This window comes from Enterobacter sp. fkY84-1, assembly GCF_052974705.1.
In genome coordinates this window covers 111,010-125,441 of the sequence record NZ_CP169393.1, presented here as the reverse complement: position 1 = coordinate 125,441, position 14,432 = coordinate 111,010, and the positions used below count along the sequence as shown (strand labels likewise).

General features: G+C 57.5%; 15 protein-coding genes. 7 read left to right on the top strand and 8 right to left on the bottom strand.

The genetic code is table 11. The features are described from left to right. The first annotated feature begins 69 nt into the window (after nt 1-69). Together ACEPLT_RS00575 and trmL are read left to right on the top strand one after the other, a co-directional pair. Entirely contained in the window at nt 70-1,410 is a 1,341-nt protein-coding gene (locus ACEPLT_RS00575; RefSeq protein WP_032675733.1) for an MFS transporter, read from the top strand. Between the two features lie 45 nt (nt 1,411-1,455). After that, the gene (trmL, locus tag ACEPLT_RS00570; RefSeq protein ID WP_021242431.1) at nt 1,456-1,929 is read left to right on the top strand and encodes a tRNA (uridine(34)/cytosine(34)/5-carboxymethylaminomethyluridine(34)-2'-O)-methyltransferase TrmL; all 474 of its coding nucleotides are present in this window, start codon (nt 1,456-1,458) and stop codon (nt 1,927-1,929) included. Here trmL and cysE read toward each other — a convergent pair. The 5 genes from cysE to ACEPLT_RS00545 all read right to left on the bottom strand — a co-directional run bounded on the left by cysE (nt 1,926) and on the right by ACEPLT_RS00545 (nt 5,035). Next, a complete protein-coding gene (gene cysE, locus ACEPLT_RS00565; RefSeq protein WP_008502718.1) occupies nt 1,926-2,747 on the bottom strand; it encodes a serine O-acetyltransferase in 822 nt (273 codons plus the stop codon). The genes trmL and cysE overlap by 4 nt on opposite strands. A gap of 74 nt (nt 2,748-2,821) precedes the next feature. Next, a complete protein-coding gene (gpsA, locus tag ACEPLT_RS00560) occupies nt 2,822-3,841 on the bottom strand; it encodes an NAD(P)H-dependent glycerol-3-phosphate dehydrogenase (protein WP_232929140.1) in 1,020 nt (339 codons plus the stop codon). Further along, nucleotides 3,841-4,308, bottom strand: coding sequence for a protein-export chaperone SecB (gene secB / locus ACEPLT_RS00555; protein ID WP_008502716.1), 468 nt, complete (start codon nt 4,306-4,308; stop codon nt 3,841-3,843). The genes gpsA and secB overlap by 1 nt, the downstream gene beginning before the upstream one ends. Nucleotides 4,309-4,340: 32 nt before the next feature. After that, nucleotides 4,341-4,592, bottom strand: coding sequence for a glutaredoxin 3 (grxC, locus tag ACEPLT_RS00550; RefSeq protein WP_008502715.1), 252 nt, complete (start codon nt 4,590-4,592; stop codon nt 4,341-4,343). An 11-nt stretch (nt 4,593-4,603) separates the two neighbouring features. Further along, nucleotides 4,604-5,035 carry a rhodanese-like domain-containing protein gene (locus ACEPLT_RS00545; protein WP_008502714.1) on the bottom strand — a complete coding sequence of 144 codons (432 nt, stop codon included), beginning with the start codon at nt 5,033-5,035 and terminating at the stop codon, nt 4,604-4,606. A gap of 247 nt (nt 5,036-5,282) precedes the next feature. Between ACEPLT_RS00545 and gpmM the strand changes: the two genes are divergently transcribed. The 3 genes from gpmM to ACEPLT_RS00530 are packed head-to-tail and all read left to right on the top strand — an operon-like array spanning nt 5,283 to nt 9,056. After that, nucleotides 5,283-6,827 (top strand): 2,3-bisphosphoglycerate-independent phosphoglycerate mutase, encoded by a 1,545-nt coding sequence (gene gpmM / locus ACEPLT_RS00540; RefSeq protein ID WP_023294812.1) that lies wholly within the window; start codon nt 5,283-5,285, stop codon nt 6,825-6,827. Between the two features lie 33 nt (nt 6,828-6,860). Beyond that, complete coding sequence (envC, locus tag ACEPLT_RS00535; protein ID WP_025910576.1) at nt 6,861-8,120, top strand: murein hydrolase activator EnvC; 1,260 nt, start codon at nt 6,861-6,863, stop codon at nt 8,118-8,120. A 3-nt stretch (nt 8,121-8,123) separates the two neighbouring features. Next, complete coding sequence (locus ACEPLT_RS00530) at nt 8,124-9,056, top strand: divergent polysaccharide deacetylase family protein (protein ID WP_045907903.1); 933 nt, start codon at nt 8,124-8,126, stop codon at nt 9,054-9,056. 3 nt (nt 9,057-9,059) lie between these two features. On the opposite strand, the gene ACEPLT_RS00525 is transcribed toward ACEPLT_RS00530, so the two are convergent. From ACEPLT_RS00525 to kbl, 3 genes are all read right to left on the bottom strand, one after another. After that, nucleotides 9,060-9,860, bottom strand: a complete 801-nt coding sequence (locus tag ACEPLT_RS00525; RefSeq protein WP_008502710.1) for a glycosyltransferase family 2 protein — start codon at nt 9,858-9,860, stop codon at nt 9,060-9,062. Nucleotides 9,861-10,001: 141 nt separating this feature from the next. Further along, nucleotides 10,002-11,027, bottom strand: a complete 1,026-nt coding sequence (tdh, locus tag ACEPLT_RS00520) for an L-threonine 3-dehydrogenase (protein ID WP_126288173.1) — start codon at nt 11,025-11,027, stop codon at nt 10,002-10,004. A 9-nt stretch (nt 11,028-11,036) separates the two neighbouring features. Next, nucleotides 11,037-12,233 (bottom strand): glycine C-acetyltransferase, encoded by a 1,197-nt coding sequence (kbl, locus tag ACEPLT_RS00515; RefSeq protein ID WP_023294809.1) that lies wholly within the window; start codon nt 12,231-12,233, stop codon nt 11,037-11,039. Nucleotides 12,234-12,448: 215 nt separating this feature from the next. Here kbl and rfaD point away from each other — a divergent pair, with 215 nt between their 5' ends. Together rfaD and rfaF are read left to right on the top strand one after the other, a co-directional pair. Continuing rightward, complete coding sequence (rfaD, locus tag ACEPLT_RS00510) at nt 12,449-13,381, top strand: ADP-glyceromanno-heptose 6-epimerase (protein ID WP_008502707.1); 933 nt, start codon at nt 12,449-12,451, stop codon at nt 13,379-13,381. A 2-nt stretch (nt 13,382-13,383) separates the two neighbouring features. Further along, a complete protein-coding gene (gene rfaF / locus ACEPLT_RS00505) occupies nt 13,384-14,430 on the top strand; it encodes an ADP-heptose--LPS heptosyltransferase RfaF (RefSeq protein WP_063436038.1) in 1,047 nt (348 codons plus the stop codon). Nucleotides 14,431-14,432 lie beyond the last annotated feature (2 nt).

Sequence of the window (14,432 nt, the reverse complement as noted above, 5' to 3'; positions counted from 1 at the left end):
TGTCGCCCGCAATTGTATAGACAAGCAAAGACAAGAACACAAAAACAACATCACATCAGAGGGGAGCGTATGACCTATTCAGGTAAGGTGGATATTCAGCAGGTGATCGACGACAGCCGCTTTTCAGGGTTTCACTGGCTGCTCATTGTGCTGGGCTTTCTGGTTCTGGCGATCGATGGCTTTGATACGGCGGCGATGGGCTACATCGCGCCCACGCTGTCGGCAGAATGGGGGATCCATAAGCAGGATCTGGGGCCGGTGCTGAGCGCGGCGCTGCTGGGGCTGTCGCTGGGCGCGCTGATTGCCGGTCCGGTATCGGACCGGATGGGGCGCAAGCGCGTGCTGGTCTTCTCCTGCCTGTTCTTCGGCCTGGCAAGCCTGGGCACGGCCTGGGCGCAAAGCCTCAACACCCTGACGCTGTGGCGCTTTCTGACGGGCCTGGGGCTCGGCGCCGCCATGCCGAATGCCATTACGCTGATCTCCGAGTTTGCCCCCCAGCGCTGTCGCGCCATGGCGATAAATACCATGTACTGCGGCTTCCCTCTGGGTGCGGCGGGCGGCGGCGCGATCTCGTCCTGGCTGATTCCCCACCACGGCTGGCGAAGCGTGCTGCTGACCGGGGCAATTGCGCCGCTGATTTTAACGCTGCTGCTGGCGCTGCTTTTACCGGAGTCGGTGAAGTTTCTGGTGCAGCGCGGGAAAGATGTCATGCAGATCCGCCGTATCGCCAGCCGGTTCTCGCGCAGCACGCTGGAGGGCATCACGGGCTTTTTCCTGGCGGAGGAGAAGGTCGCGTCTAAAAAAGGGAGCGTGTCGCAGCTGTTTTCCATGCCCTGGCTACCCGGCACCCTGATGCTGTGGATCACCTACTTTATGGGACTGGTGATTTATTACGTCCTGCTGAGCTGGATGCCGACGCTGATGCAAGGGATGGGCTATGCCCTGGCGGAATCCGCCTGGCTGACTTCGCTGTTCACCTTCGGCGGTACCGCGGGGATCCTGCTCGCGGGCTGGATGATGGACCGCTGGGAAGCGCACAGGGTGGTTGCGTGTGGTTTCGTCCTGACGATGGGCCTTATTCTGTTACTGGGCATTGAGCATAACCATATCGCCCTGTTTGGCGGGCTGATCTTCCTGATGGGGATCGCGATGAACGGTGCGCAGTCGGGCATGCAGACCCTGGCCGCCACCTTTTACCCTACCGAGTGCCGCGCGACGGGCATCGCCTGGATGCAGGGCATCGGCCGCTTTGGCGGCGTGGCGGGAACCATGACCAGCGCCCAGCTTCTTTCCATGCAGTGGCAGGCAGACAGTATTTTAATGATCCTCAGCGTGCCCGCTCTGGTGGCCGCTGCGGCAACCGTCTACAAAATGCTGTACAGCCGCTCGCAGGAACCCGGCGTCGCGTAGTTCCTCTCTTTTCTGCTATTCTGCCCCCGCAATTAAGGGGGCAGCATGCTTAACATCGTTTTATTCGAACCAGAAATTCCGCCGAATACCGGCAATATTATCCGCCTGTGTGCCAACACCGGTTTTCGTCTGCACATTATTGAGCCGATGGGCTTTACGTGGGACGACAAACGCCTGCGTCGCGCAGGGCTGGATTATCATGAATTTACCGCCGTTATTCGCCATCACGATTACGCCGCGTTTCTGGAAGCAGAGCAGCCGCAGCGCATGTTCGCCCTGACCACCAAAGGCACGCCCGCGCACAGCGCCGTAAGCTATCAGGCAGGTGACTATCTGATGTTTGGCCCGGAAACCCGCGGCCTGCCGGCCACGATCCTGGATGCCCTGCCCGCTGAGCAGAAAATCCGTATTCCGATGATGCCGGACAGCCGCAGCATGAACCTGTCGAACGCGGTGTCGGTGGTGGTGTATGAAGCATGGCGCCAGCTGGGATATCCGGGCGCCATTCTCAGAAGTTAAATACCGTCACCATACTCGAAGGTATGGTGAATGCCGTTGAAGTGCTGATCCATATCCATGGACGGCTTATCGCTGTCTGGCTTACCGACGATGCGCGCCGGTACGCCAGCGGCGGTGGTGTGCGGCGGCACCGGCTGGAGCACCACGGAGCCTGCGCCGATCTTCGCGCCGCGTCCGACTTCGATATTGCCGAGGATTTTGGCACCCGCGCCAATCATCACCCCTTCACGAATTTTCGGATGGCGATCGCCGCTGGTTTTCCCGGTACCGCCCAGGGTAACCGACTGCAGAATCGAGACGTCGTCTTCAATCACCGCCGTTTCCCCGACAACGATCCCGGTGGCGTGGTCGAGCATGATCCCGCGGCCAATCTTCGCCGCCGGGTGAATATCAACCTGAAACGTCACGGAAACCTGGTTTTGCAGGAAGATCGCCAGCGCGCGGCGGCCTTCATTCCATAGCCAGTGGCCGATGCGGTAAGCCTGCAGGGCGTGGAAGCCTTTCAGGTACAGCAGCGGCGTAGAATATTTATCGACCGCCGGGTCACGCGTGCGCACCGCCTGGATATCGCAGGCGGCAGAGGCGATCATTTCCGGGTCAGCGGCGTAAGCCTCTTCCACCACCTCACGAATCGCAATCGCGGGCATGATCGAGGACGCCAGCTTGTTGGCGAGCATATAGCTCAGCGCGCTGCCGAGGTTTTCGTGCTTGAGTAGCGTTGCGTGGTAGAAACTGGCCAGCATAGGCTCACAGTCGGCCAGCGCCCGGGCTTCGGCTTTAATGTTATTCCAGACGATATCCAGTTCTTCACACGGCATTGCTTACTCCAGACGATAGTTAATGACCAGCCAGTTCTGCGCTGGCTGGGTCATTCAGGTGACAACGGTTCCGACTAGTTACTGCTGCGCTCGTCCTTGCGCGCACGACCTAATAAGGTCAATGCTGCCTCGCGCGCATTTTTTCCGCAATACAATACCTGATAAATTTCCTCGGTTATTGGCATTTCGACACCGAAACGGTGCGCCAACTCGCGGACTTCTTTGGTATTGCGGTAGCCTTCCACCACCTGGCCAATCTTCTCCTGCGCGTCTTTCACATCGCTGCCCTGTCCGAGCATCATGCCAAAGCGGCGGTTACGAGACTGGTTGTCGGTACAGGTCAGCACCAGATCGCCCAGGCCAGCCATCCCCATAAAGGTGGCCGGATCGGCACCCAGCGCTTCGCCCAGGCGGGACATCTCGGTCAGACCGCGGGTGATCAGCGCCGTACGGGCGTTGGCACCAAAACCAATGCCGTCGGACATCCCGGCGCCAATCGCAATCACGTTCTTCACCGCGCCGCCCAGCTGCACGCCGATAAAATCGGGGTTGCTGTAAACGCGGAAGCTCTTGCCGCAGTGCAGCAACTGCTGGAGATCGTCGGAGAAGGCCCGATCGGTGGAGGCCAGTGAAATCGCCGTCGGCAGGCCAGCGGCCAGCTCTTTGGCAAAGGTCGGGCCGGAGATGACCGCCAGCGGGATCGCATCACCCAGCGCTTCGCGGGCAACGTCCTGCAACAGGCGTCCGGTTTCGGCTTCCAGTCCTTTCGTCGCCCAGACAATGCGCGCATCCGGGCGCATCAGCGGCTTAATCTGACGCAGCACGTCGCCAAAGACATGGCTCGGGACCACAATCAGAATGTTGCGGCTGGCCGCAAGCGCGGTCGCAAGGTCGCTTTCAAGGTGCAGGGTGTCAGGGAACGGAACGTCCGGGAGAAACGCCACGTTACAGCGGTCGCGCTGTAGCGTCGCGATATGTTTTGGGTCGTGGCCCCACAGGACCACATCGTGACCATTTCTTGCCAGCGTGATGGCAAGAGCGGTGCCGTATGAGCCGGCACCGATCACAGTCATTGACGCATTAACAGTGCTCATCAGGCATCCTGATGTTGTTCAGCACCTTCGCCAGCTTGCTGCTGCAGATAGTTCATGAACAGCGCATCAAAGTTAACTGGCGCAAGGTTCAGTTGCGGGAATGTACCGCGAGAAACCAGGCTGGTGATGCATTCACGTGCATACGGGAACAGAATGTTCGGGCAGTACGCACCCAGGCAATGCGCCATCTGGTTGCCTTCGATACCGCCGATGGAGAAGATACCGCCCTGCTGTACTTCACACAGGAAAGCAGTCTCTTCGCCCAGAGAAGCGGTCACGGTCACACGCAGTACGACTTCATACACGTCATCAGCCAGTTGGGTTGATGCGGTATCCAGATCAAGTTTAACCTCTGGCTGCCAGTCTTTCTGGAAAACGTGCGGCGCATTTGGCGCTTCAAAAGAGACATCTTTGGTGTAGATGCGCTGGATCTGGAAAATCATTTCATTATTGCTTTGTTCTGACATGGAAATACCCTTTTTAATTGTCCTAAAGTCTCTTAGCTCAGCAGCGGATCGAGTCCACCACGGGCATCGAGCGCATACAAGTCATCACAGCCGCCAATGTGCTGCGCATCAATAAAAATCTGTGGAACCGTCGTACGACCACTACGTTGGATCATCTCTTCGCGTTTAATCGCGTCACCGTCAATCGGCAGTTCCTGGAACGTGACGCCTTTGCTGTTCAGCAGCGCTTTCGCACGGTGGCAGAACGGGCACGTCGCTTTGGTGTAGATCTCAATATGGGCCATGACTGAACTCCTTATTTACCGCGTACCAAAGGAAGATTTTCCCCGCTCCAGCCGGAAATGCCTTCTTTCAGCACAGATACGTTTTCGAAGCCTGCTTTATGTAGCAGGCTGGCGGATTCCTGCGCCTGCATGCCGGTACCGTCAACAACGATAATCGGCTGGGCTTTATGCTTCTCAAGCTCGCCCACGTTGTTCGCTTTGATTTCAGCAGGCAGCAGGTTAATCGCACCTGCAATGTGCCCTTTGCGGAAATCGTCACGCTGACGCAGATCGACCACGACAGCATCTTCTTTGTTAATCAGACGCGTCGCTTCACCACGGGTGATAACCTTAATCTTAGACGTCAGGCTCTTAAATGTGGTGAACAGCACAGCAGCCAGCAGGCCAATCCACGCGATGCTCAGAACCGGATGGCGGCTAACGAATTGCATAATTTCTTGCATGGAGGGTAACTACTCCCGACTTAGTGATTAAAAAAACCAGGACAGGAGTATACCTGTGCGTTCTGGCAAATACAGCCAGCGACCCTAACCTAATCCATTTTCTGCGGCATGCCACCTAAAAAAATGCCTCAAAATGGTCTGGTGAGTCCCTTGCCCCTGCGCTTTCTTTGATCTTCTGCGGCTATTTGATCGATTCAGCTGTAGTAAAATTACGCAAATTTTGACTCTTGAGCATGAGGTTGTCGCAATGTCGGTTTCTAAAAAACCTATGGTACTGGTGATTCTGGATGGCTATGGCTACCGTGAAGACAGCCAGGATAACGCTATTTTCAACGCCAAAACCCCGGTCATGGATGCCCTGTGGGCAAAACGTCCGCATACGCTGATTGACGCGTCTGGCCTGGAAGTGGGCCTGCCGGACCGCCAGATGGGCAACTCCGAAGTCGGTCACGTTAACCTGGGCGCCGGGCGTATCGTGTATCAGGACCTGACGCGTCTGGACGTTGAAATCAAAGAACGCACCTTCTTCTCCAACCCAACGTTGTGTGGCGCGGTTGATAAAGCCGTTGCTGCTGGCAAGGCCGTTCACATCATGGGTCTGCTCTCTGCTGGCGGCGTTCACAGCCACGAAGATCACATCATGGCGATGGTTGAACTGGCCGCTGAGCGCGGTGCGGAAAAAATCTATCTGCACGCCTTCCTGGACGGTCGCGACACGCCACCACGCAGTGCGGAAGGCTCCCTGAAAGCCTTCGAAGACAAATTCGCCGCGCTGGGTAAAGGCCGCGTGGCCTCCATCATTGGTCGTTACTACGCCATGGACCGCGACAACCGCTGGGATCGCGTTGAACAGGCCTATGACCTGCTGACCCTGGCAAAAGGGGAATTCCAGTTTGCGACCGCCGTTGAAGCGCTGGAAGCGGCTTATGCACGCGATGAAAACGACGAATTCGTGAAAGCGTCCGTGATTCGCGCTGAAGGCCAGGCCGATGCCGCCATGGAAGACGGCGACGCGCTGATCTTCATGAACTTCCGCGCTGACCGCGCGCGCGAAATCACCCGTGCGTTCGTCAACAGCGACTTCGACGGTTTTGCCCGTAAGAAAGTGGTAAACATCGACTTCATCCAGCTGACCGAATACGCGGCAGACATCAAAGCGCCGTGCGCGTACCCACCCGCCTCGCTGGCAAACACCTTCGGTGAGTGGATGGCGAAGAACGACAAAACGCAGCTGCGTATCTCCGAAACGGAAAAATACGCGCACGTGACCTTCTTCTTTAACGGTGGCGTTGAAGAGCCGTTCAAAGGCGAAGAACGTATTCTGATCAACTCCCCGAAAGTCGCCACCTACGATCTGCAGCCAGAAATGAGCTCTGCAGAATTGACTGAAAAATTGGTTGCGGCCATCGAGAGCGGCAAATACGACACTATCATCTGTAACTACCCGAACGGCGACATGGTCGGTCATACCGGGGTGATGGAAGCGGCAGTGAAAGCGGTTGAAGCGCTGGACCACTGCGTTGAGCAGGTGGCGAAAGCGGTTGAATCCGTTGGCGGCCAGCTGCTGATCACCGCGGATCACGGTAACGCTGAACAGATGCGCGACCCGGCGACCGGACAGGCGCACACCGCCCACACCAACCTGCCGGTTCCGCTGATTTATGTGGGTGATAAATCAGTGAAAGCCGTAGAAGGCGGCAAGCTTTCTGACATCGCGCCAACCATGTTGTCGCTGATGGGGATGCCGATCCCTGAAGAGATGACTGGTAAGCCGCTGTTCATCGTGGAATAATCGCTCCCCATGAGGGGAAAGGCGATTTTTTCAATCACATGGGTCGTGAAGCCGCTTAGGTTATCAGTCAGACCTCTGTTTTACGCCAGCGCACTCAGCGCTGGCGTATTGCTGTGCGCCGCATCCGCCCACGCGGATGACCGCGACCAGCTGAAATCCATTCAGGCCGATATCGCCGCCAAAGAGCGTGCGGTACGCCAACAGCAGCAACAGCGCGCCGCCCTGCTCGCCCAGCTTAAGCAGCAGGAAGAGGCCATCTCCGCTGCCACACGTAAACTCCGTGAAACGCAAAACACCCTTGCCCAGTTGAATAAGCAGATCGACGAGATGAACGCGTCGATTGCCAAACTGGAGCGCCAGCGCGATGCGCAGGAGCGCAACCTTGCCGCACAGCTTGATGCCGCATTCCGCCAGGGTGAACATACCGGGCTCCAGCTGATCCTCAGCGGCGAAGAGAGCCAGCGCGGCCAGCGCCTGCAGGCCTACTTTGGCTATCTGAACCAGGCGCGTCAGGAGACGATCGCGCAGCTGAAGCAGACGCGCGAAGAGGTTTCCACGCAAAAAGCCGAGCTGGAAGAGAAGCAGAGCCAGCAGCAGACGCTGCTCTACGATCAGCAGGCCCAGCAGGCAAAGCTTGAGCAGGCACGCAACGAGCGTAAGAAAACCCTGGCCGGTCTCGAGTCCTCCATTCAGGAAGGGCAGAGCCAGCTGAGCGAAATGCGCGCCAACGAATCCAAACTGCGTAACAGCATCGCCCGTGCGGAAGCCGCGGCGAAAGCGCGCGCCGAAAAAGAGGCTCGCGAGGCGCAGGCCGTTCGCGACAAGCAGCAGGAAGCGTCCCGCAAAGGCACGACCTACAAGCCAAGCGAAAGCGAACGTTCCCTGATGTCGCGTACCGGCGGCCTCGGCTCTCCTCGCGGTCAGGCTTTCTGGCCCGTTCGCGGTTCAATTCTGCATCGCTATGGCGAACAGCTGCAGGGTGAGCTACGTTGGAAAGGGATCGTTATCGGTGCGTCTGAAGGTAGCGAAGTGAAAGCCATCGCCGATGGCCGCGTGATTCTGGCCGACTGGCTGCAGGGTTACGGGCTTGTGGTAGTGGTCGAGCACGGTAAAGGCGACATGAGTCTTTACGGCTACAACCAGAGCGCGCTGGTCAGCGTCGGCACGCAGGTGCGCGCTGGCCAACCCATCGCCCTTGTGGGCAGCAGTGGCGGTCAGGGCCGCCCGTCACTCTATTTCGAAATTCGTCGTCAGGGTCAGGCGGTCAATCCACAGCCGTGGTTGGGAAGATAAGTTTTGCTTCAATTTCGTCGAATCGTTTTCTCCGTCGTCAGCGCGCTGGCGCTGGCTGCACCGGTATACGCCGGTAAGCTCGCTATCGTGATTGATGACTTCGGTTATCGCCCACATTATGAAAACCAGGTGCTGGCGATGCCGTCGGCCATCTCCGTTGCCGTCCTGCCGAATGCCCCCCACGCGCGTGAGATGGCGACCAAAGCCCACAGCAGCGGGCATCAGGTTCTCATCCACCTGCCCATGGCCCCGCTCAGCAAGCAGCCGCTGGAAAAAGATACTCTGCGCCCGGATATGAGCAGCGAGGAGATCGAGCGCATCATCCGCGACGCCTACAACAAGGTGCCGTATGCCGTAGGGCTGAATAACCATATGGGCAGCGCGATGACCTCCAGCCTGTACGGGATGCTAAAAGTGATGCAGGCGCTGGAGCGTTACAATCTCTACTTCCTCGACAGCATGACCATCGGCAACAGCCAGGCGATGCGCGCCGCTCAGGGAACGGGCGTAAAGGTGATTAAGCGCAAGGTGTTCCTGGATGACACCCAGAACGAAGCCGATATTCGTATGCAGTTCAATCGCGCGGTACAGCTGGCCCGCCGCAATGGTTCGGCCATTGCCATCGGTCACCCGCACCCGTCGACCGTCCGCGTCCTGCAGCAAATGCTGCCTACCCTGCCTTCCGATATCACGCTGGTGCGCCCGAGCGATCTGCTGAACGAGCCGCAGGTGGATACCTCTACGCCGAATTCTGCGCAGCCCGTCCCGACGGCGCCGCGTAATCCGTTCCGCGGCGTGAAGCGCTGCGTACCGAAGCAGCCGCTTGAACCGGTCTACGCGACCCGCTTCTTCTCTGTCATCGGAGACAGCATCAGTAACAGTACGCTGGTGAAATACGTCCAGCAGCAGTGGCAGGGATGGGGTAAGAAAGCCTGACGCTTATTTCGCAATCTGAGAGTCCGTCTGCTCATTCGCAACGGGCTCTTTTTTCTCCTGATGCTGATACCAGGATTTGAAATATTTCAAAAAGCTGTAGGCTGTGGCATACAGACCCGTCACGACCCCAACCTTGCCCTGACGCCAGGCTCCGCTGAACAGATACCATTTGAAGAACGCCCCGATGGCGCTGATGATGCCGCGTCCGATCGAAGGCCGAGCCGGCTGGTACTTCACCAGCCGGGTGGTGTAGCTGTTGAGCTTGTTGAACACTTCATGCAGGTTATAAAACGTGTCGTGACGCACCCGCCCCGGCATTTTCACGGCGACAATCTTACCTTCAACTTTGTCATCTACGGGTCGTTGGTTGAAGCGAGCCTGGGTACGATTAAACAGCCGCACCGGGAAATCAGGCGAGGAAACAGGATAGATTGTACGCACCTCCTCGCCCAGCACGTGCCAGTAGCGGGCGATACGCCAGGCGCGATCGGCGGAAGGTTCATCCCCGGCTTTCAGGGTCAGAATAAAGTCGACCGTTTCCGCGTCCAGGATCTCGTCGCTATCCATACATAGCACCCAGTCATTGCTCGCCAGATCGATCGCATGGTTCATCTGCACGCCATGCATAGCATAGGGGTGATGATGAAGGGAGAGGCCGTACTCGCGGCAAATAGAAAGGGTGGCATCCGTACTGCCGGAATCCAGAACGACAATTTCATCTGCCACCGTCAGCAGCGGAGGGATCACCTCGCGCAGCAAACGCGCAGAATTACAGGTCAATAAACAAACGGTAAGCTTGAACATAGGCTCTGTAAAGTAAACGGATCGTCAACAAACTTTATAAGTGTGCGGGTAAAAAAGCGAAGGAAAAATCGAAATAATCTGATTGCGGATGTAAGAAACGTGAAGAGGCCGTAAAAAAAGCGCCCGAAGGCGCTTTCGCAGTTAATCCCAGCTCAGAATCACTTTCCCTGACTGGCCGGAACGCATCGCGTCAAAGCCCTGCTGGAACTCATCGATGGAGAAACGGTGAGTAATAATCGGGGACAGATCCAGACCGGACTGGATCAACGCCGCCATCTTGTACCAGGTCTCAAACATCTCACGACCATAGATGCCCTTGATGAACAGCCCCTTGAAGATCACTTTGTTCCAGTCGATGGACATATCCGACGGCGGGATACCCAGCATCGCGACACGGCCACCGTGGTTCATGGTGTCGAGCATGGTGCGGAACGCCGGTGGCGCACCGGACATCTCCAGACCCACGTCAAAGCCCTCGGTCATGCCCAGCTCTTCCATCACGTCGGTCAGGCTCTCTTTCGAGACATCCACCGCGCGGGTGACGCCCATTTTGCGCGCCAGCGACAGGCGGTATTCGTTCACGTCGGTGATCACGACGTTGCGCGCACCTACATGCTTCGCCACGGCTGCCGCCATAATGCCGATGGGGCCCGCGCCGGAGACCAGCACGTCTTCACCGACCAGATCGAAGGAGAGCGCCGTGTGCACGGCGTTACCGAACGGATCGAAAATGGAGGCCAGATCGTCAGAAATATTGTCCGGGATTTTGAAGGCGTTAAAGGCCGGGATCACCAGATATTCCGCAAAGCAGCCCGGACGGTTCACGCCCACGCCGATGGTATTGCGGCACAGGTGCGTACGCCCACCGCGGCAGTTACGGCAGTGGCCGCAGGTAATGTGACCTTCACCGGAGACGCGGTCGCCGATTTTGAAGCCTTTCACTTCCTGGCCGATACCCACCACTTCACCGACATATTCGTGACCGACAACCATCGGGACAGGAATGGTTTTCTGCGACCACTGGTCCCAGTTGTAGATGTGAACGTCAGTACCGCAGATAGCCGTTTTACGAATTTTGATCAGCAGATCGTTATGACCGACTTCCGGTTCCGGCACGTCGGTCATCCAAATCCCTTCTTCCGCTTTCAGTTTGGATAACGCTTTCATCACACGTCCTCAGGCAATGACGCCCAGCTGTTTACCGATGCGGGTAAAGGCTTCCACCGCACGTTCAATTTGTTCAGGCGTATGCGCCGCAGACATCTGGGTGCGGATACGCGCCTGACCTTTTGGCACCACCGGGAAGAAGAACCCGGTGACGTAAATCCCTTCTTTCTGCAGCTCGCGGGCAAAGTTCTGCGCCACGACCGCATCACCCAGCATCACCGGAATGATCGCGTGGTCAGCACCGGCCAGGGTGAACCCTGCTGCGCTCATTTTTTCACGGAACAGACGCGCGTTGGACCACAGGCGGTCGCGCAGTTCAGCGCCGGACTCCACCATTTCCAGCACTTTGATGGAGGCGGCAACAATCGCCGGTGCCAGGGAGTTGGAGAACAGATACGGACGCGAGCGCTGGCGCAGCCACTCCACCACCTCTTTACGCGCAGCGGTATAGCCGCCGGATGCGCCGCCGAGCGCTTTGCCCAGCGTGCCGGTGATGATGTCCACGCGGCCCATTACGTCGCAGTATTCGTGGGAGCCGCGACCATTTTCGCCGACAAAACCGACCGCGTGAGAGTCATCGACCATCACCAGCGCGTCGTATTTATCCGCCAGGTCACACACGCCCTTCAGGTTGGCGATCACGCCGTCCATGGAGAATACGCCGTCGGTGGCGATCAGCACATGGCGAGCGCCCGCTTCACGGGCCTCTTTCAGACGCGCTTCCAGCTCAACCATGTCGTTGTTGGCGTAGCGAAAACGCTTCGCTTTACACAAGCGTACGCCGTCGATGATGGAGGCGTGGTTCAGGGCGTCGGAGATAATCGCATCTTCTGCGCCGAGCAGGGTCTCGAACAGGCCGCCGTTGGCGTCGAAGCAGGAGGAGTAGAGAATCGCGTCTTCCATTCCGAGGAAGTTCGCCAGCTTTTGCTCAAGCTGCTTGTGGCTGTCCTGGGTACCGCAGATAAAGCGTACGGAGGCCATACCAAAACCGTGGGTATCCATGCCGTTTTTTGCCGCGGCAATCAGCTCAGGGTGATTCGCAAGACCTAAGTAGTTGTTCGCACAAAAGTTGATCACATGGCTGCCGTCGGCAACGGTGATGTCCGCCTGCTGTGCAGACGTGATAATACGCTCTTCCTTGAACAACCCTTCCGCACGTGCGGTCTCAAGGTCGCTGTTTAACTGTTTGTAAAAATCACCACGCATTGCAATTCTCCAGACTCGGCAAATTTCGGGACATATTACCCAAACCTATAGTTCATGACGAGATGACACGTCATCTCTTGTCGTTTTTGCAGCATAAATCACGTGTACCCTTGCGCTATGTCGGTGAATGGCTGAAGGGCAGCCATACTAATGATATGATAGAAACATTAGCGTCCGGGATTGTCCCCGGGCTCCACACTTCAAAGGTTACAGTTATGATCATCGTTACCGGCGGCGCGGGCTTTATCGGCAGCAATATTGTTAAGGCTCTCAATGACAAAGGCATCACCGACATCCTGGTGGTTGACAACCTGAAAGACGGCACCAAGTTCGTTAACCTGGTGGATCTGAACATCGCTGACTACATGGATAAAGAAGACTTCCTTATCCAGATTATGGCGGGCGAAGAGTTCGGCGAGATCGAAGCCATCTTCCACGAAGGTGCGTGTTCCTCCACTACCGAGTGGGACGGCAAGTACATGATGGACAACAACTATCAGTACTCCAAAGAGATCCTGCACTACTGCCTGGAGCGTGAAATTCCGTTCCTGTATGCCTCTTCTGCCGCCACTTACGGCGGGCGCACCTCGGACTTCATCGAGTCCCGCGAATATGAGCAGCCGCTGAACGTCTACGGCTACTCCAAATTCCTGTTCGACGAGTACGTGCGTCAGGTACTGCCAGAAGCGAACTCGCAGATCGTCGGCTTCCGCTACTTCAACGTCTACGGACCGCGCGAAGGCCACAAAGGCAGCATGGCGAGCGTGGCGTTCCACCTGAACACCCAGCTGAATAACGGTGAAAGCCCAAAACTCTTCGAAGGCAGCGACGGCTTTAAGCGTGACTTCGTTTACGTGGGCGACGTGGCGGCCGTAAACCTGTGGTTCTGGGAAAACGGCGTGTCCGGCATCTTCAACCTGGGTACCGGCCGCGCAGAGTCCTTCCAGGCGGTGGCTGACGCCACGCTGGCGTACCACAAAAAAGGCAGCATCGAGTACATTCCGTTCCCGGACAAGCTGAAAGGCCGCTATCAGGCGTTCACCCAGGCTGACCTGACTAACCTGCGCGCAGCGGGTTATGACAAGCCGTTCAAAACCGTTGCCGAAGGCGTAACGGAGTATATGGCCTGGCTGAACCGCGACGCGTAAGTATGAAGATTCTGGTGATCGGCCCGTCATGGGTGGGCGACATGATGATGTCGCAAAGTCTCTATCGCACGCTCAAGGCGCGCTATCCCCAGGCGATAATCGACGTGATGGCACCCGCGTGGTGCCGTCCGCTGTTATCGCGTATGCCGGAAGTGAATGAAGCTATCCCGATGCCGCTCGGCCACGGGGCGCTGGAAATTGGCGAACGCCGCAAGCTCGGCCATAGTCTGAGCGAGAAGCGGTATGACCGCGCGTATGTTCTGCCCAACTCCTTTAAATCTGCCCTGGTGCCCTTCTTTGCGGGCATTCCGCATCGCACCGGCTGGCGCGGCGAAATGCGCTACGGCCTGCTGAACGATGCGCGCGTGCTGGATAAAGCGGCCTGGCCATTAATGGTGGAGCGCTACGTGGCGCTGGCCTATGACAAAGGCGTGATGCGCAGCGCGAAAGACCTGCCGCAGCCGCTGCTCTGGCCCCAGCTTCAGGTTAACGACGGTGAAAAATCCCAGACCTGCAGCGCGTTTGGCCTTTCGGCTGAACGTCCGATGATTGGCTTCTGCCCTGGCGCCGAGTTCGGCCCGGCAAAACGCTGGCCGCACTACCACTATGCAGAGCTGGCGAAACAGCTGATCGACGAAGGCTACCAGATTGTCCTGTTCGGTTCGGCAAAAGACCATGAGGCGGGCAACGAAATTCTCGCGACGCTCAGTAATGAACAGCAGGCCTGGTGCCGCAACCTGGCGGGAGAAACGCAGCTTGAGCAGGCGGTTATCCTGATTGCTGCCTGCCACGCTGTGGTTACCAACGATTCAGGCCTGATGCACGTCGCCGCTGCGCTCAACCGTCCGCTGGTGGCGCTGTATGGGCCAAGCAGCCCGGACTTTACGCCTCCGCTTTCCCATAAAGCGCGCGTTATTCGCCTGATCACCGGCTACCACAAGGTGCGCAAAGGCGATGCCGCTGAAGGTTATCATCAGAGCCTGATCGACATTACCCCGCAGCGCGTTCTTGAAGAGCTTAACGAACTGCTGTTGAGCGAAGAAGGATAACG